The organism is Mesocryomonas fontinalis, assembly GCF_055730125.2.
Genome location: NZ_JBUZWG020000007.1, coordinates 209,511 through 234,812 on the forward strand (window position 1 = coordinate 209,511; position 25,302 = coordinate 234,812).

16 protein-coding genes, 1 tRNA gene and 1 pseudogene are annotated in these 25,302 nt (G+C 68.2%); 4 read left to right on the forward strand and 14 right to left on the reverse strand.

Features of this window, described 5'->3' with window-relative positions:
* Positions 1-26: 26 nt before the first annotated feature.
* Positions 27-103, forward strand: a tRNA-Arg gene (locus ACZL02_RS17895).
* A gap of 207 nt (positions 104-310) precedes the next feature.
* Here ACZL02_RS17895 and ACZL02_RS17900 read toward each other — a convergent pair.
* Positions 311-1,138, reverse strand: a complete 828-nt coding sequence (locus ACZL02_RS17900; RefSeq protein WP_472940247.1) for a porin family protein — start codon at positions 1,136-1,138, stop codon at positions 311-313.
* Positions 1,135-2,601, reverse strand: a complete 1,467-nt coding sequence (locus ACZL02_RS17905) for a metal-dependent hydrolase family protein (protein ID WP_472940248.1) — start codon at positions 2,599-2,601, stop codon at positions 1,135-1,137. The genes ACZL02_RS17900 and ACZL02_RS17905 overlap by 4 nt, the downstream gene beginning before the upstream one ends.
* A 452-nt stretch (positions 2,602-3,053) precedes the next feature.
* On the opposite strand from ACZL02_RS17905, the gene ACZL02_RS17910 reads away from it, so the two are divergent.
* Both ACZL02_RS17910 and ACZL02_RS17915 read left to right on the forward strand, forming a co-directional pair.
* Entirely contained in the window at positions 3,054-7,373 is a 4,320-nt protein-coding gene (locus ACZL02_RS17910; protein WP_472940249.1) for a glycosyltransferase, read from the forward strand.
* A 177-nt stretch (positions 7,374-7,550) separates the two neighbouring features.
* Positions 7,551-8,507, forward strand: a complete 957-nt coding sequence (locus ACZL02_RS17915; protein ID WP_472940250.1) for a rhamnan synthesis F family protein — start codon at positions 7,551-7,553, stop codon at positions 8,505-8,507.
* An 18-nt stretch (positions 8,508-8,525) separates the two neighbouring features.
* On the opposite strand, the gene ACZL02_RS17920 is transcribed toward ACZL02_RS17915, so the two are convergent.
* The 9 genes from ACZL02_RS17920 to ACZL02_RS17960 all read right to left on the reverse strand — a co-directional run bounded on the left by ACZL02_RS17920 (position 8,526) and on the right by ACZL02_RS17960 (position 21,317).
* Positions 8,526-11,714, reverse strand: coding sequence for a glycosyltransferase (locus ACZL02_RS17920; RefSeq protein ID WP_472940251.1), 3,189 nt, complete (start codon positions 11,712-11,714; stop codon positions 8,526-8,528).
* 152 nt (positions 11,715-11,866) lie between these two features.
* Positions 11,867-12,796: a GDP-mannose 4,6-dehydratase gene (locus ACZL02_RS17925; RefSeq protein WP_472940252.1), complete on the reverse strand. Its 930-nt coding sequence runs from the start codon at positions 12,794-12,796 to the stop codon at positions 11,867-11,869.
* 64 nt (positions 12,797-12,860) lie between these two features.
* Complete coding sequence (gene gmd, locus ACZL02_RS17930) at positions 12,861-13,835, reverse strand: GDP-mannose 4,6-dehydratase (RefSeq protein WP_472940253.1); 975 nt, start codon at positions 13,833-13,835, stop codon at positions 12,861-12,863.
* 405 nt (positions 13,836-14,240) lie between these two features.
* Positions 14,241-15,821, reverse strand: a complete 1,581-nt coding sequence (locus ACZL02_RS17935; protein WP_472940254.1) for a gamma-glutamyltransferase family protein — start codon at positions 15,819-15,821, stop codon at positions 14,241-14,243.
* Positions 15,822-15,843: 22 nt separating this feature from the next.
* A complete protein-coding gene (locus ACZL02_RS17940) occupies positions 15,844-16,857 on the reverse strand; it encodes an oligopeptide/dipeptide ABC transporter ATP-binding protein (RefSeq protein ID WP_472940255.1) in 1,014 nt (337 codons plus the stop codon).
* Positions 16,854-17,861, reverse strand: coding sequence for an ABC transporter ATP-binding protein (locus ACZL02_RS17945; protein ID WP_472940256.1), 1,008 nt, complete (start codon positions 17,859-17,861; stop codon positions 16,854-16,856). The genes ACZL02_RS17940 and ACZL02_RS17945 overlap by 4 nt, the downstream gene beginning before the upstream one ends.
* Complete coding sequence (locus ACZL02_RS17950; protein WP_472940257.1) at positions 17,858-18,748, reverse strand: ABC transporter permease; 891 nt, start codon at positions 18,746-18,748, stop codon at positions 17,858-17,860. The genes ACZL02_RS17945 and ACZL02_RS17950 overlap by 4 nt, the downstream gene beginning before the upstream one ends.
* Positions 18,748-19,695: an ABC transporter permease gene (locus ACZL02_RS17955; RefSeq protein WP_472940258.1), complete on the reverse strand. Its 948-nt coding sequence runs from the start codon at positions 19,693-19,695 to the stop codon at positions 18,748-18,750. The genes ACZL02_RS17950 and ACZL02_RS17955 overlap by 1 nt, the downstream gene beginning before the upstream one ends.
* Positions 19,695-21,317 (reverse strand): ABC transporter substrate-binding protein, encoded by a 1,623-nt coding sequence (locus tag ACZL02_RS17960; RefSeq protein ID WP_472940259.1) that lies wholly within the window; start codon positions 21,315-21,317, stop codon positions 19,695-19,697. The genes ACZL02_RS17955 and ACZL02_RS17960 overlap by 1 nt, the downstream gene beginning before the upstream one ends.
* A gap of 200 nt (positions 21,318-21,517) precedes the next feature.
* Between ACZL02_RS17960 and ACZL02_RS17965 the strand changes: the two genes are divergently transcribed.
* Positions 21,518-22,162, forward strand: a complete 645-nt coding sequence (locus ACZL02_RS17965) for a GntR family transcriptional regulator (RefSeq protein WP_472940260.1) — start codon at positions 21,518-21,520, stop codon at positions 22,160-22,162.
* A 134-nt stretch (positions 22,163-22,296) separates the two neighbouring features.
* On the opposite strand, the gene atzD is transcribed toward ACZL02_RS17965, so the two are convergent.
* The 3 genes and pseudogenes from atzD to ACZL02_RS17980 form a co-directional block, all read right to left on the reverse strand.
* On the reverse strand, positions 22,297-23,388 hold the full coding sequence (atzD, locus tag ACZL02_RS17970; protein WP_472940261.1) for a cyanuric acid amidohydrolase: 1,092 nt from the start codon (positions 23,386-23,388) through the stop codon (positions 22,297-22,299).
* 46 nt (positions 23,389-23,434) lie between these two features.
* Positions 23,435-24,253, reverse strand: a pseudogene (locus ACZL02_RS17975) (amidohydrolase family protein); the annotation flags it as partial.
* 15 nt (positions 24,254-24,268) lie between these two features.
* Positions 24,269-24,898, reverse strand: coding sequence for a hypothetical protein (locus ACZL02_RS17980; protein WP_472940262.1), 630 nt, complete (start codon positions 24,896-24,898; stop codon positions 24,269-24,271).
* Positions 24,899-25,302 lie beyond the last annotated feature (404 nt).

Here is a 25,302-nt window from a genome sequence, read left to right on the forward strand (position 1 = left end):
GGGGACACATTCTCCACCGGCCGGTCGCGCCCGTAGCTCAGCTGGATAGAGCACCAGACTACGAATCTGGGGGTCAGGAGTTCGAATCTCTTCGGGCGCACCACTTCATTCTTTATGCCGCACAAGTCACAGCAGACGCCCATCCGGGCTGCTGCCCGGTCTTTGACGCCGCTGGCTGGCGGCCGTTCGATGCTCCCGGCTTTGCCCGTTGCGGTCGAAAAACGTCCTCTCGAAATCTACCGCGCCAGATCGCCCGGCCCCAAAATCTAGTGACGGGTCATATCCCCGATCGGCATGTCCGAGACATGTCCTAGAAAAGCATCGATAGCCCGATCACCGGACCATGCTGGGTCACGTCCCACTCGAATTTGCTCGTACCGGTGAAATCATCGGTATCGTAGTCCTGGTAGAGGACGCGGTAGCCGGCCCGGATGATGGTCGGCTGGTCGAAGAGGAACGTCCGGTAGCCGAGATAGGCCTGGGCGTTCACGCTGAGGTCGGACCCGAGGCCGAAGCCACCGACGTCGGTTTCGGCAAAGACATTCCAACGCTCGTCTAGATCGAGGTTGGTGCGAAGGCCGATGAAAGGGTCGACCCAGTCCGCGCTCTTGCGGGTGTGCGCTCCCAGGCCTTCGACCCTCGCCTCGAGCTCCGTCCAGCGCAGGCCCGCCGTCGGCTCGACGGACCATGTCCGGGCCTCGCCGAAAACGGTATCGCCGCCGAGATCTCGCTCGTAGGCCGTGAAGAATGCGCCGGCCGACAGCGTCGTCGTGGTGATCTCCAGTCCGATCTCGTGATCGAGGACGTCCTCGTCCTGGCTGGTTCGGACATACTGCCCGTCGACATAGACGCCCCAGCGGCCGTTGGTGGCCTCGACATTGCCCATCATGACGAAGTCGAGGTGCCGAAAGACGTCGGAGAAGGGAATATCGACATCGGTCTCAAAGCCGGCGAGCGCGCCGTCGCCCACCAGCGAGGCGGCCCAGGCATAGGGGCTGACGATGACCGTCCAGCCGTCCGCCATCCTCCCGCCGGCCGGCGCGGGTTCGGCGGCCCCTGCGCCGGTTGGCAGGCTGCAGCCGACGGCGACAAGCAGCATCCCCAGCCGCAGCCAACGCTGACGCCGGCCCGCGCTCACGCCCCCAATCCATTCTTGTAGACGAGCCCGTCCTTCATGATGATCTTGAAGTTCGCATCTGGGTCGGCGACGAGGTCGATGTCATCGGTCGGATCCCCATCGACAAGGAGGAGATCGGCGAGGGCCCCCGGCTCCACGACACCGAGCCTGCCGGGATAGGGGGAGCGCAGACCGGACATGCCGAGAAGTTCGGCATTGGTGCCTGTCGCCATCTTCAGGATCTCGATCGGGCTGTACCAGCGCTTCATCTTCGCCAGTTGCGCGCCTTGCCGCGTCGTCAATTGCGCGTCGAACAGCGTGTCGGTCCCCCAGGCCGTCTTCAGCCCGTGCTTCTTCGCCAAGGCGAAGGCGGTGTCGGTGCCGCGCGACATCTGGATCTGTTTGGCCCGATTGGGCGAACCCTCCGGTTGCGGGTTGGCATCCGCGTCGTCGAGGAAGGGCTGGGCAGACAGCCAGACCGCCTTCTCGGCCATGATCGCCGCGGTCTCGTCGTCCATCAGCTGTCCGTGCTCGATACAGCGCACGCCGCTGCGGACCGCCATCTGGATGGCCCGCGGCGTGTAGGCGTGGACGGCGACATAGGTGCCCCAGTTCTCGGCCGCATCGACCGCGGCCCGGAACTCCGGCTCGGTGTACTGGCTGACGTCGAGAGGGTCGTAGTTCGACGCGACGCCGCCGCCCGCGGACAGCTTGATCTGGCTGGCGCCTAGCATCAGCTGCTCGCGCACCCGCTTCAACACCTGGTCGACCCCGTCGGCGATCATGCCGCCACCGACGACCTCGCCATGGCTGAGCGGTGCGTCGGAGGCAGCCGGCACCTCGTAGGGCAGCCGGAAATCACCATGGCCGGAGGTTTGTGAGATCATCGCGCCCGACGGCCAGATGCGCGGGCCACGGACCAGTCCGGTATCGATCGCCCGCTTCAGGCCGAAGCTTGGCCCGGCCATGTCGCGAATGGTGGTGAAGCCGCGCATCAGCGTCTTCTCGGCCTCGTCCGCCGCGACGAGATTGATGTAGCCGACATCCGCCGTCATCAGCGTCGGGAGGCTGATCGCCGCCATCATCGCGTGCCAGTGGTTGTCGATCAGCCCCGGCATCAGCGTCCGCCCGCCGCCGTCGATGATAAGGTCATCCGGCCCGGCCACCCGCTCGCCGGCCTCGACCGACAGGATCGTGTTTCCGGCGACGACCACCGTGATGCCGTCGCGGAGCCGATCCGACACCCCGTCGAACAGCCTGATGTTCCGGAAGACGACCGGCCCGGACGGCGCCGCCGGGGACCGGGCACGGGCCTCCCCCGCCCCGAACGCCGAAGCCGCCAGGACGGCGCCCGCCCCCGAGAGGACCGAGCGGCGCGAAAGCCGCTGCGTCAGCAGACCATTGATCCGCGCAAAGCCCGGCTGCTGGCAAAGACATCCTCCGAAAAGGCCCGCATTCCCATCGCCCGGCGCACAATGGAACATGGCATCCTCCGCCTGTTTCGTATGCTTTCCATTGTATATATATTATTATTAAACCGCAGAGACCGTATCAGAGCCAGAGTATCGACAGCAACAACCGAATCGACTGGCGAAATACACGCTGATCTGGCGAGGAATACAGCTGAAGGGCAATATCTCATTCCCTGGCGCTGCATTTCTTGAGCACCGACAAGTGCCCCGCTTCCCCGAGGCCACCAGGCCTGCCGGCGTCTTTTTTCGCTATTGAGACGAGAGCCAGTCCGCAGGAAAGTCGGACGCGGTTTGACGGCGCAACGAACTTTGCCGAGGCGGCCCATGCATTGCGGGCGTCGTAGCGGCGGACGGTCGCATTTCGCGGACAGAACGTTGGATTGCCTCAAAGCAGCGTTTAAGGGTACCGGGAACGCCTTCGCGCCTGCGGCGGAGGCTTCGATCAACCCGGCAAGAGGCCTTGCGTGACGTCATCTCCCCCGCTGTCCGACGCCCCATCCGGCAAGGATGAGCCGGCACTGTCGAAGGACCCGGCATCGACGCAAGCCGGCGCTTCAGCCCAGCGGGTCGCCGAGCTCGAGAGAAGCGAAGCAGCGCTTCGCCAGGCGTTCGACCGGGCCGAGGCGGCGCGCGAAAAGGCGAGCGCCGCGCGGGACAGGGAGAGCGCCTGGGCGCGGGAGCTTGCGCGGCGGGCGAGCGAGGCCGTCAAGCGCGCGAACGAGGCCGCGCTGCGCACCCAGAATGCCGAAAGGCAGATCGAGCGGCTGACGCATGAAAGCGCCGACCGCCAGATGGAGGTTGCCAGCCTTGCGGCAGCGCTGAGCGCGGAGCAGGCGGCAACCGCGGCCGTCAGGGCCGAGCGCGATGCCGTGCTGACGTCGACGTCGTGGCAGGTGCTGACGCACGTGCTCCGGCTGGCGTCGCGCGTGCCGTCACCGGTACGGTGGCACGGTCGCCGCGTCCTCAAGGCACTCTGGTGGGCGGCGACCCCGTGGAAGACGCGCCAGCGCCTCGCGCTCCTGCGCCAGCGCGGGGAGCCGCACGGCCTGCCGGGGGAACTGATGGAGACGCTGGCGCCGCTGTTCGCCCCCGCCGATCCCGACAACCAGGCCTACCAGGACTGGATCCAGCTGTTCGAGACGCTTGGTGACCGCCCGGCCGAACCTCTGGTCGATGCGGACGGCGCCACCGTGCTGCGGTTCAGCATTCTCGTTCCGGGCGCCGCGTCCGACGGCGCGCCCGCCGACGAGGGCGCGCTTGCCGCCACGATCGCCTCGCTGACGGGCCAGCTCTTCGCCGACTGGGAATGTCTCGTCGCCACGCCCGAAAATGCCGCGGCGATCGCCGAAGATGGAAGAATCAAGCGCGTGACGATCCCCGCCTCGGCCAGCCGGGGAGCGGTTCTCGCCGCCTTGGCCGGAGAGGCACGCGGCCGTTTCGTCACCGTCCTCGACCCCGGCGACCGGCTTGCGCCGGGCGGTCTTGCGGCGGTCGCCGCGGTGGCCGACGGCAGGCCCGACATCGCCGCCGTCTACGGCGACGAGGACGAGATGTCGGCCGGCGGCGGCCGCAGCCGGCCGCAGTTCAAGCCGTCCTTCTCGCCGCAGCTGCTGCAGGCCTACAACTATTTCGGCCGGGGAACTTTCCTGGCGCGGACCGCCGTTGCCGCAGCCGGCGGTTTTCGGCCGAGCGATTCAGCCGGGGCGGAATGGAGCCTGAACCTCCGGCTGGCAGATCGCACCGAGACAGGCGGCGAGGCGATCTTGCGGGTTCCGCAGGTTTTCTGCCACCGCGTTCCCGGCAGCGACCGGGACCGCCCGGCGCCGGAGAGCATCGCGGCCGCGGACCACCGCGCGGTGCTTCGGGGTTACTGGCAAGGGCTCGGCATCGACGGGCCGGAGGTCGAGACGCAGCCCGACGGGACCCAGCGCTCGTCCTGGGCTGTTCCCGACGCGCCGCTGGTCTCGGTGATCATTCCGAACCGCAACAATGCCGAAATGCTGCAGCGTTGCGTCCGCGGCCTTCTCGACGAAACCGCCTATCAGCGGCTCGAGATCATCATCGTCGAGAACAATTCCTACGATGCGGCGCTCTTCGATCTCTATACCGAGCTCGAGCGCGACGAGCGGGTGCGCGTCGTCACCTTCAGCGGCGCCTTCAACTATTCGGCCGTCTGCAACCGCGGCGCCCGTGAAGCCCGCGGCGACTTGCTGCTCTTTCTCAACAACGACATCGAGGTGGTCGATAGCGGCTGGCTTGGCGAACTGGTGCGCGTGGCGAGCCTTCCCAGCGTCGGCATCGTCGGCGCCAAGCTGCGCTATCCCACCGGCGAACTTCAACATGCCGGCGTCGGTGTCGGCATCCACCTCTTCGCGCTGCTGTCGTACAAGGCGGACGAAAGCGCATGGGGCCCGTTCGGTTCGACCAACCAGACCCGCAACTGGCTGGCCATCATGGGCGCCTGCCAGATGGTGCGGCGCGTGGTCTTCGACCGCGTCGGCGGCTTCGACGAGGCCTACCGCATCGCCAACAGCGATGTCGCCCTCTGCCTGCGCGCGCACCGCGCCGGCTGGCGGACCGCCTATACGCCGTTCGCCGTCCTCACCCATCACGAGGGTGCCAGCCGCGGGCACGAGAACCCGATGGAGGACATGGCCCGCTCGGCGCATGAGGTGCGGCGCCTCGGTGCGGACGAGGATCCCTTCCTGCATCTCGCTCTCAGCCCGCACCAGCCGGCGATTGCGCTTCGCCAGCCAGGCGAGCCGGACATCCGCGACAATCTGAAGGCCATCGTCGCGCGTCTCCTGTCGGAACACCCGCTGCGGGATACCGAGCTCGACCTCTACGATCTCGCCGAGGTCCAGGCGGCGACGGAGCTGCCCTCGGCTTCGCTCCTCTGGCCGCCGCAACCGATGGCGGCCATCGCGGACCATTGGGGCGCGGTACGCTGGATCATCGATCTCCTGCGCACGCGGCCGGATCTGCGCCAGCGGTTTCCAAAGGCCCTCAGCGGAGGCTCACAAGGCGCGTTTGCCCGCTGGCTCGAAGCAGAGGGCGCCGTCCAGCTTCACCTGCCGGGCGAGGCGCGTCGTCACGTCGCCGATGCCGTCGGTGGCAACCCCGGCGCCGCCTGCCTCAGCACCTATTTCCACCGCGGCGATCTCCGGGCGGCCTATCCGCTCGGCCTCGTCCCGGCCGGCCAGAAGGGGCTGGCCGTCTGGCTGCTACGACACGGCGGCGACGAGGCCGGACTGCGTCTCGAGGAAATCTGGTGGTTCCTGATGGCGACAGCGGAGGATCCGGCGGCTGCCCTCGTCACGACCTACCGCTTCACCCCGGCCTGGCAGCAGGCGCACCCTGCCGGCTTGACGCGGTTCGGCGCCGACGCCTTCGCCTTCTGGCTGTCTGAGCGGTATCTGATCCCATCCTCGGCGTCCTGGCTGCGGCCCGAACATTGGCTACCAGGCCTGACGCCGAGCGAGGAGCTGAGGCTTGCCTACTATGCCCGCCCGGACTGGCAGGCGGCGCATCCGAACGCCTTCGCGACCCCTGAGAGCGCGGCGGCACTCCTTGCCTGGCTCAGCGGCGGCAATGGATCCCTGGACGCGGGGCTGGCCTCGTGGTGTGCCGATCGCGCCGGCGACGGCACGGCGGCAGAACTCGCGCTTCCCGGTGCGAATATCCTAGGGCACTTCTGTTACCCGTCGGGCCTCCGCGTCTCGGCGGAATCCCTGACGGGGGCGGTCGCCGTCGGCGGCGGCGGGGTGTCGCAGCGCGACCTCCGCACCACCTTGCGCGACGAGCCGTACCACGACAGTTTTGGGGGCCTTGAAGCCTACGACGTCACCATCATCCATGCCCAGCCGGACCCGCATTTCGTCGGAGCCTACGAGGTGGCGGATCTGGCGGAGCGCTCGCCGAAACCCTACCGGATCGGCTACTGGTACTGGGAGTTCGACGAGGTGCCGGCGCACTGGGCCGAGCGCGCCTCGACGGTCGACGAGGTCTGGGCGGCGACCGAGTTCGTCGCCGGCGCCTTGCGGAAGACCCTGACGGTCCCGGTCCAGACGCTGTTCCCCGGCGTCCGCCTGGCGCCGTTCCAGGTGCGCCCGCGCGACGCTTTCGGCGTGCCGGGCTGGCGCGAGGGACGCTTCACCTTCCTCTTCTCGTTCCACATGAGCAGCATCATGGAACGCAAGAACCCGCTCGGCCTCATCCGCGCCTTTCGCCAGGCGTTCGATCCGTCCGAACCGGTCGACCTCATCCTGAAGACCACCACCAACGGCTATGAGGGCAGCGAAGTCGGCGAACTCCTGCAGGCCATCGAGGGCGCCAATATCCACATCATCGACCAGACCTTCACGGCGGACGAGACGCTGTCGCTGACCGAGGCCTGCGACGCCTACGTGTCGCTGCACCGGAGCGAGGGCCTCGGACTGACGATGGCCGAGGCGATGATGCTCGGCAAGCCGGTGATCGCCACGCGATATTCCGGCAATCTCGACTTCATGACGGACGAGAACAGCCTGCTGGTCGACTGCGATATCGTGCCGCTCGGCCGCGACATTCCGCCTTACGAGGCGTCCTACCACTGGGCCGAGCCCTCGACGGACCATGCCGCCGGATTGATGCGCGAACTCTACGACAACCCGGCAAGGGCGGCCGCACTCGGCGCGAGGGCGAGAGCCGACGCCCAGGATCACCTGTCCGTCGAGGCCGCCAGCGTGCGGATTCTCGAACGCCTCGAGGCCATCCAGGCAAGCCGGTCATCGCACTCCGCCTGAGAGGGCTCCGCTCTTCCAGCGCTGCCGGGCGCTCTGTCTTTTGGGATCCAGGGCAGCCGACTGCCGCGCCGTCGCGGCAGACAAAGCCGCCGGTCGGAAAGCCCGGGGCGCTTACTGCATTGACCCGTTCAATGCCGCCGGAGATAAGGCCGCAATTCGTCGCTCGGTGGGACCATCATGCCGCTACCCGTATCTTCGTCCGCGACGCCGGTGACGGTTCTCGTCCACATCCACTACCCCGAGATCTGGCGGGAGATGTCGGACCTAATCGCCCGGCGCCTGCGGCTTCCGTTCCATCTGGTGATGACCACGTCGCGCCCGATGGACGATCTCGCGGTACCGGAAACGCCGCATCTCCTTTCCCACCGCCTCATCATGGTGGAGAACCGGGGACGCGACATCCTGCCGTTCCTGCGGGCGCTCGCCGAGACCGAGGATTTTGGGATCGGCCTGAAGCTGCACACCAAGAAGTCGCCGCAGCGGGCCGATGGTGCGCAATGGCGGGCCGAACTGCTGGATTCCCTCTTGCCATCACCAGAAGGCACCGAGGCGATCGTCGCCCGGATCTCCGGTGATCCGCGGATCGGCTTCGTCACACCCTCGGGCTTCTGCCTGCCGGTAAAGCCCTGGATCCTCGTCAACGGACCGGCGATGCAGCGAACCATGTCGGTGGTTGGCGACGGCCTCACCGATGCGGACATGGAGGGCGCCTATTTCGCCGCGGGCAGCATGTTCTGGTTTCGCCGTCCCGCTCTGGCGGCACTGGCGGATAAGGGGCTTCCGCCGCTCTTCGAGGCGGAGGAAGGGCAGCTCGACGGGACGATGGCGCATGGCATGGAGCGGCTGTTTCCAGTCGAGGCGCGGCGCCAGGGATTCCTCAGCATCGCGATGCCGGTCCTCATGGCCTCCGGCCCGGACACCCCGGAACCGAGCCTCATGGCGGCGACGCAGGCCCATACCGAAGAGCCGAACTTCCTGTTCCCCGCGCCCTACGTGTCACCGGCCTCGGCCGCCTTTGCCCCGCCGCCATCGGCGGTACCGATGCGGGTCCGCATTTTCCGTTTCCTTGCTCCTGCCTACCGTGCGCTTCCCGCGCCCTTTCGGCGTCTCCTCAAGAAGCTGGCCGGTCGCTGACCGGAAGGCGCGCGGCGATCAGAGCTTGCGGGCGGCGGTTTCGGGCAAGGCCGCATGGATTTCGGCCAGACGCGTCTCGACGATCCGGCCGACATTCGCCGGACCGTATCGTTCTTCGATAAAGGCCTGTCCGGCCTTGGCCTTCGACGCTGCCTCCTGCGGATCGGCGACGACGCGGACCATCGCCGCCGCGCAAGCCGCCTCGTCCGGATCGGCCCAGACCTGTCCCTCGGCATAGACATAGTCGTCGGGCCCCACCCGCTTCAGGCGGAAGGAGACGGGATAGCCGGTATCGTCGCGCAGAAATTCCGTATTGCCGGAATAGTTCGTGGCGATGACGGGCTTGCCCATCGCCATGGCCTCCGCCATTCCGAGGCCAAAGCCCTCGGCGCGGTGCAGCGACACGTAGCAATCGGCGGCGTTCATCAAGGCGAACATGTCGGAACGCGACAGCGACTGGTCGATGATCCGGATCCGGCGGTCATGCCGCGCGGCGGCGAGGAGCGCTTCCTTGATCTCCGGGAAATGGCCCTCCGCGCCCGTCGACTTGACGATCAGGCCGACGCGGCTGGACGGATCGGGAAAGGCCTTTCGGAACGCCCGCACCACCGCCAGCGGGTTCTTGCGCTGCGGAAACGAATAATAGTCGAAGGAGAACAGGAAGTACCGGCGATCGTCCTCGAGCTCGAACCGGGTTCGGCCATCGCTCTCCACCTCCGGCAGCATGACGCAAGGCGGGACCACCGTGATGGTCTTGTCGAAGATCGTCCGGAAGCTCTCGGCCACGAAGTCGTTGGGCGCCCAGATCTCGTCCACGGCCTCGAGTTTCGGACGCCAGCTTTCCGGCGCCTTTCCAAGTTCCCAATAGGTGCGCAGGACATTGTAGCTGCGATCGAAATGCAGCGCGCTGATGTTGTCGAAGACGGTCGCGAGTTCGTCGGGCGTCACCTCGATGACGTTGACGGCATGGGCGCGGTTCAGGTCGTAGCGCTCGGGCATGTAAGGGCCCGCGCGACGTCCCTCCACGCCGATGCCGAAGGGATAGATCGAGAACGGCGTGCCGGTCTTCGAGAGGGCCAGCGCCATGCCGCGCAGGGACTGCCCCAGCCCCAGCTGCGCATCGATGTAGCCGACCAGCAGCGCCGAGCCGGCGAGCGGCGCGATGCGGCGGCGGTAGACGTCGAGGGCGGACTGCCCCGTCCGCCTCAGGCGGTTGCCGGCCCCTTGCCGCAGACGGACCACCCTGTCCGAGCGAGACCGCAGGAAGTGTCCGAGTTCGCCGAGCGTCGCCCGGCTGGCATTGCCGAAGCCCTGCTCCTCCCAGAGCGTCCCAAGCTGCAGCGTCAGGCGTCCCGCGGTCTGGACCCGGCGCGCGGCGAGGCCGCTGAGACGCCGGGCCATGAGGGAAGAGGTCCCGGCCTGCTCGCCATCGAGGGCGATGGCCTGCACCAGCGGCTGGCGGCGCCTCAGGCTTTCGACGATGGCACTGGGATCGCGCGTCTGGAGCTCCGACAGAGCTTGCCGCAGCGCCATCGCCGTATGGCGCAGCGTATGCCGGTTGCGGACCGCGTAGAGCCCGCGCTCGCCGATCTGTCTGCGCTCGGGAAGGCCGAGACCAAAGCTTTCTTCCAGCTGGCGCGACAGCCCGTCGGAATACGCATCCGCCGGCCCCTGTTCCGCTGAAGCCTTGCCGAGCGCATCGCCCGCCGAGAAGGCGAGCCCCCCTTCGAAGGCGAGTTCGCCGAGCGCTCCGTCACGGCTGAACAGGCACGGCACCCCGCAGGCCTCGGCCTCGATGACGGTCATGAAGGCGTGATCGGCGCTCTCGCTGGCGATCGCGAAGTCGACGCTCCGGAAGATCTGCGCCCTTTCCTGCTGGCTGAGCGGCGAAAGCGTCTGGTAGACGTCGATCCGCTCGGCTTCGAAACACCCAATCTCGAAACTCGACCAGCGATAGCTGCTGTCCGGCTTGGCGAGCTGTCCGGTCAAAAGGCCCGGCCCCATCATGACCAGTCGTGCCGACTTTCCATCCGCCACAAAGCGGCGCCATGCCGCCAGGATGGCCTCTGCGGACCGACGCTCTCCGGCGCCGAGAACGGCGAGATAAGTCGGTTCGTCGAAGAAACGGACTGCCGGGCCCGACGGGTGGAAGATGTCCGTCTCGACCCCGCGTGGGATGTGGAAACTGTTGGCGAACCCTGCGTCGGCAAAGGCATCCCGCATCCGGCTCGAGGCGGCGAAGACGGCGCGGTAGCGGTCCTTATGGGCAAGCCAGCCCTCGGGAAGGCTATCGGCCTCGAAGCTGGTGTAGAGGTAGTCGCTGGTGTCCGCGTCCGCATCGGACAGGACGAGCTCCGGCTTACTCTTGTCGAGCAGCCCGAAGCGCCTGAGGTAGGAATGCAGCAGCCCGGTGCGGACATCCTTCTCTTCCTGTGACCGCGGGTCCGGCTCGGCCAGGTGGACGCCGAGGCCGAGATGCTTCTCGGCGAAGTAGAGCTTGTTCTTGGCGATGTAGTCGGCCTTGCGGGCCAGCTTCTCCTGGTTGAAGGTCGAGCTCGAGAAATGGTCGATCTGCGCGGCCGGGAGGTAGGCACAGCTGTAGCCCGCCTGCCGAAGGCGGAACCCGAAATCGGCATCCTCGTGGTAGAAGCCGAACTCGTCGTCGAGAAATCCGATCTCGTCGATCACCGAAAGTCGGACGAGCGCGCAGGTCAGCTCGCAAAAATCGGACTCGAGGCGCATCGCCGCCCCCTCGGCGGGGTGGGTATCGTGGAAGAAGTCAACCCGGTCGAGGTTCCAGAAGACCCTGTAGGACAACGGCGCGTCGTCGCTGTTTTGCTCGATGATGTTCTGCGAGGGCGCAACGATGCCGAGCCGCGGATCGCTTTCCATCTCCGCCAGCATCTGGCCCATCACGTCGGTGCGGAACACGATGTCGTTGTTGGAGACGCAGACATAGTCGAGGCCGCGGCTCCGGGCCAGATCGGCGCCGATGTTGCAGGCCTGCGTATAGGTATGGGGATGGCCGAGCTGGACGATCTCGACCCCGGCTGCCGCGCACACAGCCTCAGTCGTATCGGTGCTGCCCTGGTCGAGGACGACGATGCTGGACGGTGCGAAGCGCAGCGTCGGCAGCATCCGCTCCAGCAGGCTGCCGCCCTCGATCGACGGAATGACCATCAGAATCTTGTGCGACGGATTTGCCATGTACAATCGCTTCCTGCCTCGGAGCCGCCCGAGAGATTGACCGTGCCGGGACGGCGTCGGAAGACATCTGGACCGGCGGTCCGATATATCCAGCTACGGATCGGCGCAAGTGTGCCTCGCGCCCGCCGTAAGCACCTTTCAGAGAGGGCGGTTCAGAGAGGGCGGTCCGCTGCCCGCCAATGGTCCAGCACATCGCGCAGCGTCGTCTCGAAGGGGATGCTCGGAGACCAGCCGAGAAGCGCTTGCGCGCGGGCGCCGTCGCCAACCGCGCGCGCGATCTCGTTGGCGCGCATCCGCGCCGGATCCTGGGTGACGGTGATCGCCTGCGGGCTCATCGCCAGGAGCGCCTCCAGGACGGTTGAGATCCGGCGCGCGGTGCCGCTGGCGAGATTGATCGCGATCCCCTGCGGCAGGCTTTTGGGCGAAAGCGCCGCCAGCGCATAGGCCTTCACCACGTCCCGGACGTCGAGGAAGTCGCGCTCCGCCGCCAGATCGCCGACCGCCAGGACCGGCGGCTGCCGGCCCTTCTCGATCTCGGCGATCTGACGTGCGAAAGCCGAGACGACATAGGCGTCGGTCTGCCCGGGACCGGTGTGGTTGAAGGGCCGAAAACGCACCGTGTCGAGCCCGCTGCCGGCCATCTGCCCGAGCAGCAGATCGGCCGAGGCCTTGGTGACGCCGTAGAGGGTGGTTGGCTCGAGCGGCGCGCTCTCGGTCAGGCCGTCGGGGAAATGATTGAAGCTCCGGCCATAGGCTTCCGAGCTGCCGGCGAACACCAGCCGCGTCCGCGGCGAGCAGGCCAGGATCGCCTCTGCCAGGTTCAGGGTGCCGGTCAGGTTGACGTCGAATGCCGCGCGGGGATCGCGGCGCGCCTCGGCGGGCGCCGCAATGGCGGCCAGATGCACCACGCAATCGGGCTGCAGCTCCGTCAGCGTCGTCCGGATCAGGCCGGTGTCGCCAAGACCCTGGACGCCCGGCGGAAAGAACGGCACCGCTGCCACGCCGAGTTCGGCAAAGTGGCGCATCAGCCAATGCCCGACAAAGCCGGACGCGCCAGTGACCGCCACGCGGGGTTTCGTCAAGCTCGCTCTCCGTCGACGGCTTCTAGGGCAACAGGCGCGACCATGCGGGACGCGGCCTGCAGCTTCAAGGCCGAAGGCGCTTCAGGTCGGCGTCGACCATTTCCGTGATCATCTCTTCCAGCGTCGTCTTCGACTGCCAGCCGAGCTTGTTCCGGGCCTTGGTCGGATCGCCCAGGAGCACGTCCACCTCGGCCGGCCGGAACAGTTTCTCGTCGATCACCAGATGATCGTCCATGGCGAGCCCCGCATGCTGGAAAGCGATGCGGCACATGTCGCGCACGGTGACCGTCCGCCCGGTGGCGATGACATAGTCGTCCGGCTCGTCCTGCTGCAGCATCAGCCACATCGCCTCGACATAGTCGCGCGAATGGCCCCAGTCGCGCTTGACGTCGATATTGCCGAGGCGAAGCTCGCTCGCAAGGCCGAGCTTGATGCGCGCGACACCGTCCGTGACCTTACGGGTGACGAATTCAAGACCGCGGAGCGGCGACTCGTGGTTGAAGAGGATGCCGCTCGAGGCATGGATGCCGAAGCTCTCGCGGTAGTTGATGGTGATCCAGTGCCCGTAGAGCTTGGCGACGGCATAGGGCGAGCGCGGATAGAACGGCGTCGTCTCCGACTGCATCGGCTCCTGGATGAGGCCGTACATCTCCGAGGACGACGCCTGGTAGAAGCGGGCCCCGGGGCATTCCAGCCGGACCGCCTCCAGGACGTTGGTGACGCCGAGGCCGGTGACGTTGCCGGTGAGGATCGGCTGCTGCCAGGAGGATTTCACGAAGGACTGGGCCGCCAGATTGTAGACCTCGTCGGGCGCCACCTCGCGCACCGTCCGGATGAGGCCGGAAAGATCGAGCAGGTCGCCGTCGAGGAGATGCACCCGGTCGGCAACGCCCAGCCATTTCAGGCGCACATCGTTGACTTCCGAGGTGCTCGAGCGCCGGACCAGCCCATACACCTCGTATCCCTTGTCCAGGAGGAGTTGCGAGAGGTAGGCGCCGTCCTGACCGAGAATGCCGGTCACCAAGGCTTTTTTTGTCATGGAAATCACACTTTTGGAACTGCGCGGGACCGCCGCTGCATCGACTTGCGATGCAGCGTACGATGAAGCCTCAAGCTGGCTATGCTTCACCAAGCCTGAAGATGATGTCTGCATCTAGGCAAGCCGAAAGGTGAAGGCAATCGCTGATTCCACTGGGCGCGCACACCCCGCACGGCACTGCCCGAAGCCGACGCCACGCCCTTGGGCGCCGGCACAACTGGCCAGCACAACTGGCCGGCAGCAGCGCCCAAGGCAAACGCCCTTCAGGGTAGCAGTGCGGCAGCGGCATTTCGCTCGCTGGCAGCCAGCGGCGTGGTGCGAGCGGCTCGACGGGCAATGTTGGCAAGCCGCCGCATCGACTACGCTTTCGCCGTGGTCGACGTCGGCTTGCCGGCGTCGCGGCGGTCAGAAGCCGAGCGCCATGCCGTCCTTGCGGCTGTCGGAGCCGCCCTCGAGAAGGTGATCGCCGATGCGGATCGCCTGGCTGCCGCCGATCGGGCTCGCCGCGGTGGTCAGGACATGGCCGCGGGCGGCGAGATCGGCGCGGGTCGCCTCGCCGATGCCGGGCTCGAGGTCGAGCGTGCCGGCATGGGCGAAGCTGCGCGGCTCGTCCATCGCCGCCTGCGGATCGAGGCCGCGGTCGAAGAGGCCGGAGAGGAAGGCGGCATGCCCGGTCGCCTGGTACTGGCCGCCCATCACGCCGAACGGCATCATCGTGCGCCCGTCCTTCGACACCATGCCGGGAATGATGGTGTGCATCGGCCGCTTGCGCGGGGCGATCGCGTTGGGATGGCCTTCGATCAGCCGGAAAGAAGCGCCGCGGCTGTGGAAGAGCACGCCGGTCGCCGGGTCGAGCCGGCTCGACCCGAAGCCATGGAAGATCGAGTTGATGAACGAGATCGCATTGCCGGCGGCGTCGACGACGCTGAGGTAGATCGTGTCCTCGTGCTCGGGCTCGTCCCACAGCGCCGGCGGCAGCGCCCGGTCCATCTTGATCCGCGCCCGCAGCGCGGCGATCGTCCGCTCCGAGAGCAGCGTCTCGGCGACGCCCTCGCAATGATCGCTGTCGCCGATCAGCGCGTCGCGGTGGTGGTAGCCGAGCTTCGTCGCCTCGGCGAGGAGATGGATGCGGTCGGCCTCGCCCATGCCGGCGACGTCGAAGCCCTCCATGATCTTCAGGATGACCAGCGCGACGAGCCCCTGCCCGTTCGGCGGGCACTCGTGCACGGTGAAGCCGCGATAGTCGGCCGAGATCGGCTCGACCCAGTTCGCGCCATTAGTTCCGGCGGCAAAATCCTCGACCGTATGCAGGCCGCCGAGCGAGCGGAGATGCGCGACCATCTTCGCCGCGGTGTCGCCTTCGTAGAAGCCGGCAGCACCCTTTTCGGCGATCTCCGCCAGACGCTCGGCGAGCAGCGGCTGGGCGAAGCGGTCGCCGGCCGCAGGCGCCTTGCCGCCCGGCAGGAAGTGCGCGGCCGCATGGACGTCGCCGGCCGGCGTCGCGACGGTGTTCGCCCAGTCCATAGCGACGCGCGGCGTCACCGGAAAACCGTCGCGGGCATAGGAGATCGCCCGGGCGAACAGCGCCGAGAGCGGCCGCGAGCCGTGGTCGGCGTGCAGCCGGCACCAGGCCGAGATCGCGCCGGGGACCGTCACCGAATGCGGGCTGGTCTGCGGGATCTCGTCGGTGAGCCCGGCCGCCTTCAGGGCGGCGACGGTGGCGGCCGCCGGTGCCCGGCCGGAGCCGTTCAGCGCGGTCACCGCCCCGCCCGCCGGGGCATAGAGCGCAAAGCAATCGCCGCCGATGCCGGTCATCAGCGGGTCGACGACGCACTGCACCGCCACCGCCGCGATCGCCGCGTCCACCGCGTTGCCACCACCCTGCAGCACTTCGAGGCCGGCCGCCGTCGACAGCGGGTGCGAGGTCGCGATCATCGCCGTCGAGGCATAGGTCGTCGGGCGGCGGGCGGAGAAGAAGTCGAACATGGGGGAAAGGCTTTCGGGCTGCTCAGGAAAGGGGATGGTAGCAGGCGGCGGCGCGTCCGGGAACGCGCTGCACCAGCGCCGGGTCGTCGGCATGGCAGTCGGCCTGGACGTAGGCGCAGCGGCCGGAGAAGCGGCAGCCTCTCGGCAGGTCGAGCGGGCTTGGAATCTCGCCCGGCAGCGGATCGGTGATCGGCTGGAAGAACTCCGGCGAGGCATGGCGTAGCGCCAGCGAATAGGGATGCGCGGGCGCCGCCAGCACGGCATTGGTCGGGCCGGTCTCGACGATGCGGCCGAGATACATGATGGCGATCTCCTCGCAGAGATAGCTGGCGACGCCGAGATCATGCGTGATGAAGAACAGCGTCAGCCCCATCTCCCGCTGCAGCTTGCGCAGGAGGTTGAGGAGCTGGGCCTGGGTCGAGACGTCGAGGCCGGACACCGCTTCGTCGGCGACGAGCACCGACGGGTTCGAGGCAAGCGCCCGGGCGATGGCGACGCGCCGCACCTGCCCGCCCGAGAGCGCGGCCGGGTAGCGCGCGGCGACCTCGGCGGCAAGGCCGACGCGGCCGAGCAGTAGCGCGACCCGGGCCTCGATCTCGTCCGCTCGGCAGATGGCGAAATGGCGCAGCGGCTCGGCGATGAGCGCGCCGACGGTCATCCGCGGATTCAGCGAGCCGCGGGCGTCCTGGTAGATCATCGCGACGTCGCGGGCGAAGTCCGGTCCCGCCGCCCGCATCTCGGTCACCGCCTTGCCTTGGTAGAGCGCGAGGCCCTGCGACGGCTCGGTGAGGCCGAGGAGGACGCGCAGCAGCGTCGACTTGCCGGACCCGCTCTCGCCGACGAGCGCGACGCTCGCCCCGCGTCGAATGCTAAGGCGCACCCCGTCGAGCGCGGCAAGGTTCTGCTGCCGTCGCCTCAGGAAGCCGGCCGGGCGGGTGACCTGGTAGACCTTCTCGACGTCGAGAAGCTCGAACAGCGGCGGCCCTTCCGGGAAGGGCGCTGTCTGCGTCGGGAGCGGTGCGGCAAGGGCGGTCATTGCGGGTTCCAGCAGGCGAGCGATCGGCCGTCGACCTCGGCGAGCGGCGGGCGCTCGGCGGCGCAGCGCGGCAGGACGGCGGGGCAGCGGCTGGCGAAACGGCAGCCGGACGGCATCGCATCGTAGCTCGGAACGCCGCCTTCCGGCGGCTCGAGTTCGGTCGTGCCGATCTCCAGCACGCAGGACTTCAGCAGCCGTGTATAGGGATGCCGCGGATGCTCCAGCACGGTGCGGCAGTCGCCGGCCTCCATCACCTGTCCGGCATAGAGCACGACGATCCGGTCGCAGGACTGGCTGGCGAGCGCCAGATCGTGCAGCACGAAGATGCAGCTCGCGCCGCGCGCCTTGGTCTGGTCGAGGATCAGCCGGACGATCTGCGCCTGGATCGTCACGTCGAGCGCCGAAGTCGGCTCGTCGGCGAACAGCAGGTCCGGATTGCAGGCGAGCGCGATCGCCACCATCACCCGCTGCTGCATGCCGCCGGAAAGCTGATGCGGGAAGGCGGAAAGGCGCGCGGCGGCGTCGTTGATGCCGACATCCTCGAGGAGCGCGACGGCCCGCAGCCGCGCCGCGCGGCGGTCCAGACCGAGATGGCGGCGCAAGACCGAAATGAGCTGGCTGCCGACGGTATAGCAAGGGTTCAGCGCCGATCCGGCGTCCTGAAAGACCATCGACAGGCGCCGTCCGCGCAGCTTCGCCCAGCCCTTCTCCTTCAGCGTCACGAGGTCCGGCACGTCGTCGAAGCGGGCGCGACCCTCGATCTCGGCCTCGCCGCGTCCGAGGAGCCCCATCAGCGCGATGGCGATGGTCGACTTGCCGGCGCCGCTCTCGCCGACCAGCGCCAGCGTCTCGCCGCGCCCGACGGTGAGCGATACCGCATCGAGAATGCGCTTGCCGCCCCGGTGCAGCGTCAGCCCCTCGACCTCGAGCAAGGCCTCGGCGCTTGACGCTGCGATCACCGGGGCGACGGGGGCGGAAGCGTGGAGGGTCACGGCGGCGTTCATCGGGCGCTCCGGAGTTTTGGATCGAACTCCTCGCGCACGCCGTCGCCGACGATCGAGAGGGCGATGAGGAGCAAGGCCAGCGCCAGGCCCGGCATGCCCGACATCCAGGCCGCGAAGGAGACGAAGCCGCGGCCCTCGGCGATCATCAGCCCCCAGTCGGGCGTCGGCGGGGTGACGCCGATGCCGAGAAAGGAGAGCGAGGACGAGACGAGGATCGCCTCGGAGACGCGGATCGTCACCTGCACCAGCAGCGGAAACAGGACGTTCGGCAGGATGTGGCGAAGGATGACGGTGTGGCGCGGAATGCTCATCAGGCCGGCGGCCTCGACGAAGAGCTGCACCTTCACCTGCAGCACGTCGGAGCGCACGGTGCGGGCGAACGGCCCGATCAGCGAGAAGCCGACGGCGAGGATCACCTTGTCGACGCCCTGGCCGAGAATGGCGATGAAGGCGACGGCAAGGATCAGCGAGGGGAGCGCCAGGATCGAATCGATCAGCCGCATCAGCCACCATTCGGTCCAGCCGCTGGCAAGGCCCGCCGCGATGCCGAGGATGAGCCCGCCGAGCGCGCCGATGAGAACGGAGACGACGCCGATCAGAAGCGCGTAGCGGGCGCCATGAATGATGCGGGAGAAGATGTCCTGCCCGTAGCTGTCGGTGCCGAGGAGGTGCGCGCCGCCCGGCGGCGCCATCATCGCCTCGATCGACTGGTCGGTCGGGCTGTAGGGTGCGAGCTGCGGCGCGAAGAGGGCGCAGACGACGAAGCCGAGGGTGACGAGGAGCGCCAGGGTGAAGAACGGCCGGCGCAGGAACAGCGACCTCTGGCGACGGGGCCGCGTCGCGGCCGGCAGGCCGGCGGCGGCAGGCAGCGTATCGGAAACGGTCATCAGCGCGGCTTCAGCCTCGGATCGAGGAAGGGATAGGACAGGTCGACGAGGAGGTTGACGACGATGAACAGCACCGCCGTCAGCATCACTGCGGCCTGCACCAGCATGTATTCGCGACCGAGCACCGCGCCGGTGAGAAGCTGGCCGATGCCGGGCAGCGAGAACACGGTTTCGGTCAGGACGGCGCCCTGCAGGATGCCGCCGAGCTGCAGGCCGATCATGGTGACCACCGGCATGGCGATGTTGCGCACGCCATGCACCCAGATCACCCGCCATTCCGGCTCGCCGCGGGCGCGGGCGGCGGCGATGTAGGGCTGGTCGAGCACGTCGACCAGCGAGGCGCGGGTGATGCGCACGATCATGCCGATGAAGAAGGTCGAGAGCGTCAGCGCCGGCAGCACCATGTGGTAGAGGCCGAGCCGGAGATCCTCCCAGGGCGCGACGAAGCCCATCACCGGGAAGGCGCCGAGCTGCACGGCGAGGAACCAGATCAGGCAGATGCCGAGGAAGAACGACGGGAAGGCGGTCCCGGTCAGCGCGAACACCGCGATGCCGGCGTCCCACAGGCTGTCCTTCTTCACCGCCGAGACGACGCCGAGGGGAATGCCGACCAGCACCGCCAGCACGATGGAGCAGGCGGTGAGGGTCAGCGTCACCGGCAGCGCCTGGTGGACGACATAGTCGAAGATGTCGGCGCGCCCGACATAGGAGACGCCCCAATGGCCGGTCACGAAATTGCCGAGCCAGGTGACATACTGGACGACGACCGGCTGATCGAGGCCGAGCGCCGTGCGCAGCTGGTCGTAGCTCTCCTGGGAGAATTCCGAGCCCAGCATCAACATCACCGGATCCCCAGGCGCCAGCTTCAGGAGCGAGAAGCTGGCGACCGAGACGATCAGTAGGACGACGAGGGTCTGGAAGACCTTGCCTGCCGCCTGCGCCAGCATCAGGACATGCTCACGCCATGCAGGTTGACGAGGTCGCAGGGAATGTACTCGAAGCCCTGCACCTTCTTGGAGAACACCTTGTAGATCGGCATGTGCGCGAGCATCGCGATCGGCGCCTCGTCCATCAGGATGTCTTCGGCCTTATGATAGAGCGCGGCGCGCTTCTGCACGTCGATCTCGGTCTGCGCCTCGATGCAGAGCCGGTCGAATTCCGGGCTGGACCAGCCCCAGTAGTTCCAGGAACCGCCGGTCTTGAACTCGGGGAAGATTGTCTCCTCCGGGTCGAGATCGGCGACCCAGTCGAAGTCGAGCATCTCGAACTTGCCGTCCTTCATGCGCTGGACCCAGGCGGCCGGCTCCAGGAGCTCGAGGTTCACCTTGATGCCGATCTCGGCCAGCATCGGCACGATGGTCTGGGCGACGCGGGTGCCGACCGGGCCACGCTCGGCCATGATGTAGCTGACCGCGATCTCGCCCTGGTTCTTCGCCTTGGCGCGGAACTCCTTGGCCTTGGCGAGGTCGAAGCGTTGGCCGCGGTCGGTCTCGCCGATCTTCGGGTCGTAATAGCCGGTCATCGGCGGCGAGATCGGGCTGAAGGCTTGCTGCGCCAGCCCGAAATAGGACCGCTTGAGCAAGGTCTCCCGGTCGATGGCGAAGGCGACGGCCCGGCGCAGGTTCACGTCGTCGAACGGCGCTGCGCGGTTGTTCATGCCGATATAGGTGTAGTTGCCCTCGACCTCGCCGTAGAGCGTGACCGTCGGGATCTGCTTGACCTGCGCCACCAGCTGCATCGGGCAGTCGGTCATCCCGTCGATCTGGCCCGACAGCAAGGCAGCGACGGCGGTGCTGGCCTCGTCGATGAGCATGAAGGAGGCACGCTGCAGCTTCGGCAGGCCCTTCTCGAAATAGTCGGGATTGGCCTCGAGCTCGATCGAATCGTTCTCCTTCCAGGAGACGAACTTGAACGGGCCGGTGCCGACCGGGTTGCGGCCGTAGTCGAGGCCGTACTTTTGCGCCGCCGCCGGGCTGACGATGGTGCCGGCGCGGCCCGTCGAACCGGTCAGCGCCACCGGCAGGAAGGCGTAGGGCTTCGAGAATTTGAGCCGCACGGTCAGCGGATCGACGATCTCGATCTCGTCGAGCAGTTCCAGCTTCCAGGCATGCGGCGAGGCGGGCGTGCCGGCCTTGACGCGCATCAGCGAGAACTTCACCGCCTCGGCGTCGCAGGGGGTGCCGTCGTGGAATTTCACATCGGGGCGCAGCTTGAAGAGGTGGGTCTTGTCGTCTTCGAGGTCCCAGGTCTCGGCAAGGTCCGGCTCGAACTTCACCGCGGTGCCGTCATAGGTCACCTTCAGGAGGCCGTTGTGGATGTTGTTGATCACCTGCACGGCCGACAGGAAGAAGGTGAAGTGCGGGTCGAGCGTGTCGATGTGCTTGATCGCGGCGATGCGGATGTGCCCGCTCTGCTGGGCGCGCGCCTCGCCGGGCATGAAGCCCGCGCCGGCCGCGGTGAGGATGCCCGCTCCGAGACCCTTCAGGAGGGTGCGGCGGCCCATGCGCAGCGTGATGCGCTCTTCCAGGACGCGCTTGTGGTCGATCTTGCCGGCAGTCTCGTTCGTCATGTCTGGACCTCTCTCCGTTGTCCCCTTCCCGTGGGAACGGATCGCGCGACGGCGACGGGAAAAGCTCGGTGGTCCGCATCGCCGGGGCCCGTCGAAAGCCTCTTCTGGGCGACCTCTTTCCGCTGCCGATCTTCTGATGTCGACTTTGATGGAGTTGTGTATACAATTGCAAGCCTAAATAATAAGCACGAGTAGATAATATGCAGACACCCCGGGGCTGGGCGGATCAGATCCATTCCGCGCTCATCGAGCAGATCGTCGAGGGTAAGCTCGGGCCCGGTGACGTCCTGAACGAACAGCCGCTGGCCGAGGCTTTCGGCGTATCCCGCACCCCTGTGCGAGAGGCCTTGCAACGCCTCAGCGCGGCAGGTCTTGCCGAGCGCGGGGCACGGCGCGCCTTCGTGGTCCGGCGGATGGAGCCCTTGGCACTACAGGCCCTGTTCGAGGCGGTCGGCGAGCTCGAAGGGCTGGTCTCGCGCCTGGCCGCGCTGCGGATGACCGAGGTCGAACGGCAGGGCCTGATGGCCATCGTCGAGGAAGGCGAAGCGGACGGCGTCGACTATGCCGAGGCCAATGCGCGCTTCCATGCCGCCATCCACCAGGGCGCGCACAACCCCGTGCTGGCGGCGACGCTCGCCGATATCAGCCTGCGCACCTTGCCGTGGCGCGGCGCGCAGTTCCGCGCCCGCACCGCCCGCATCCAGAGCTCGCGGACCGAGCACCGGGCGATCCTCGCGGCTATCCTCGCGCAGGACGGCGAGGAGGCGCTGCGGCTGATGCGCGCCCACGTCGCCGCGTCCTTCCTCGGCATCATGGCGATCGTCCGGAGCAGCGCCGGGGCCTGACCCGCAAGCATGCCACCATCGCCGCGGCGCTATCGTCACCGGGAATGCCAATGCCCCCCCCCCGGAAGTCCAAGGCCGGCGTAGAGGGCGAGCCGCCCGACCTCGGCGCGCGGCCCTCGGCAGGGTGGGCGCGATCAACGAGCCGTCAGCATCCGCTCGGCGATGATTGCGACGGGACCGCCGCCGTCCGGGCCCTGGTGCTCGGCCCCGCCGGAAACGAAGATCTCGGTCGTGCCGACGAGGCCGGAAAGCACGCCGGCGACGAAGGCGCGGGCATGGCGGGTGGCCGAGATGTCGCTGTCGTCGTTCATGGTGTGCCGGCTGCCGCGCACCCGGCCGCTGCGCGAGGCCTCCGCCTTGGCGAGCAAGGCCCGGAAGCCGGCGCCAGCGGGAATGTCGAGCCGGGCCATCGCCGCGCGCACGGGTTCCGCATCGATCGCGTCGGTCATCACCGCGTGATCGATCGCCAGCGGCCCGCGCCAGCCTGCGCTCATGCCGAGGACGAGGATCTCGTGCCCCATCAGCTCGATCCCGGCCGAAGTGCTGGCGCGGCCGGAATAGAGATCCATGCCGGCCCCGATCCGGCTGTCGTCGAGCACTGCGGCGTCGACCTCGCCGAGCGCCAGCGCGACGCCGAGCGCGCTCGCGCCCCGCGACAGGCCCATCGACTTCAGCGTATCGCCGGTGGCGCAGGCGGCGCCGCGCCCGGCCGCTTCCGTTATCCGGGCCGAGGTCAGCAGCGGGCACTTGATCTGGACGAAGTGCACGTCGGCGGGATCGATGATCCCGGCTTGCGCCATCGCGGCGGCGACGCCGGCGCGGACCGCATCGACCTGCGCCATCCGGCCAATCTGTTCGGGCAGCAGGTCGGGCGTGATGGCGGCGCCGAGCGCCAGCGACATGCCGCCGGCCCCCGACGTCTCGGCGTCGTCCGTCCGCTCGAACACCAGCCAGTGCGGGCTGAGCGCGCCTTCCGTGCCGCCGGACATCACGAGGACCACGCGGGCGGCGGCCTCGCCGATCTCGGCTTCGAGAAAATCCGTCAGGGCGCGGATGGCAAAGCCGCGGGTGAAGTCGTTGACGCAGCCATTGCCCTCGGTCTTGCCGAGGATGGCGACGATGCCGGCGGGATCGAGCCGGCCGGCACGCACGAGCGCCTGGAGACCCGAGACATCGTCGGGGGCGGCGGCGGGCACGCGGTGAAGGCGGGCGACGGAAGCGGTCACGGTCGGTCTCCTCGGGTCAGGCTGCCGGCGGGAGGCCGGCGCAACGTCAGCAGCAAGGCGAGGCGTTGAAATGGGCGCCCAAGGCCGTCTCGAGATGCGGCAGAGCGGCGGCGAGGTCGGCGGATGCGCCGATGCCGTGCCGCAGCCGGTCCATCAGTTCGCGCTGCGCGGCAGGGTGGTCGATGCCGGTCAGCCGGCCTTCGGCGAGGATGCTGCGACCGCCGACGATCATCTCCGCGATATCGGCCTTCACGCCCCGGGCGAGCAGCAGGTCGAGCGGATCGGAACACGGCAGGAGCGCGTCGGCATCCAGCCGGTCGAGGTCGAGCAGCAGGAGATCGGCGGGCTCCCCCGCGGCGATCCGCCCGCCGGCGTCAAAGCCGGTGATCGAGGCCCGGCCGTTCCGCATGGCCATGTCGAGAAGCGCTTCGGGCGCGATGACCTCGTCGAACCCCCAGCCGCGGTGCAGGAGGTTGGCAAGCCGCATTTCGCGCAAGGCGTCGTCGTCCTCGTCGAGCGCCAGGCCATCGAGCCCGAGGGCGATGCGGCATCCCGCCCGGACCATGTCGCCGACCGGCGCGATGCCAGAGCGGATCTGCAGGTTGGAGCTGGTGTTGACGGCGATCGTCGCGCCGCTCTCGGCGATCAGGGCCAGCTCGTCCGGCCGGGCATAGGTGCAGTGCGCCAGCGTCAGGCGCGGCGACAGGAGACCGATCTCGGCGAGAAAAGCGACGAGGCCTCGCGGATAGGCGGCGTCGGCCCAGGCCCGCTGGTAGCGGGTTTCGAGGAGATGCATGTGCACGCGGCGCCCGGTCAGCGCCGAGGCCTCCGCGACCGCCTCGAGGAGTGCCGGGCTGCACCATTGCGGGCCGGCGGGTCCTTATTGCACGCAAGCCCCGTCCCCGACCGCCGCAGCGGTGTCGTCGACCAGCCGCAAATGCTCGGCGACGGTCGGCGGCGGCGCCGCGATCCGCCGGGCGATGGCGGCGCGCGCCGGCGGCGGAAGCGCTGCCAGAACCGGATCGGCCGGGCCGTAGACCAGCGGGTTGATGTCGCGCAGCGCCGGGGCGAAGCCGATGCGCACCCCGATGTCGCGGGCCGCCCGCGCGGTCTCGGCCGCCTCCTGCGGGAGGGCGTCGACGCTCTGGAACCGCGTGTGGTGCACCATCACCGCACCGGCGCCGCCGAGGACGCTGCGGCCGAGCGAGGCGCAGGCCGACAGATAGGGATCGACGTGCGGCAGCAGCGCGAGATGGCTGAGCCAGAGCTCGAGCGGCTTGCCGCCCGCCCCGAAGGAACTGGCCCGCACCGGCCGCGCATGATCATGCGCGTTGGCCAGCACCGGCATCGCGACGCGGCGCGACGGCTTCCCGCCTTCGGCCAAGCCGGCGGAGGCGGCGACCGCCACGATCGACCCACCGGAGATTTCCAGGCGCGCCGGCAGCGTGGCGGCGAGCGCCGGCGCGCCGATCACCCCGGCACAGTCGATCAGGCGCCGGTCCGGGATCAAGCGACAGGGCCCGCGGACGGAAGCTGGCGGCCTTCGGCCGAAGCAAATTCGCGGCACGATGGCGCCGTCAGCAGGGTGGTCAAGGGCACATCGGCTTCCTGTAACGAGGGGAGCGGGCCGCCGGCCGTGGCGCGGCGAGAAGGGGTGCCGTCGGCCGCCCGAATCGCTGGAGCATACACAAGGCCGGCGCAGTTCCCACCCGCCGGCGCGGGCATCCCCCACCATCGTCATCAGGCAAGACGACCCGCCGCCTCAGCCAGGACTCGTCCAACTTGCCGCACTGCACAAGCGGCCGGCGATCGCGCCTGTGTCTGCTTACAAAACAAGCAGGAGAAGATCGGCGCCCTCCTCCCAAACCAATAATTATCCAGACAATACAGCCGGATGCGGCGTTGGCACGGTCA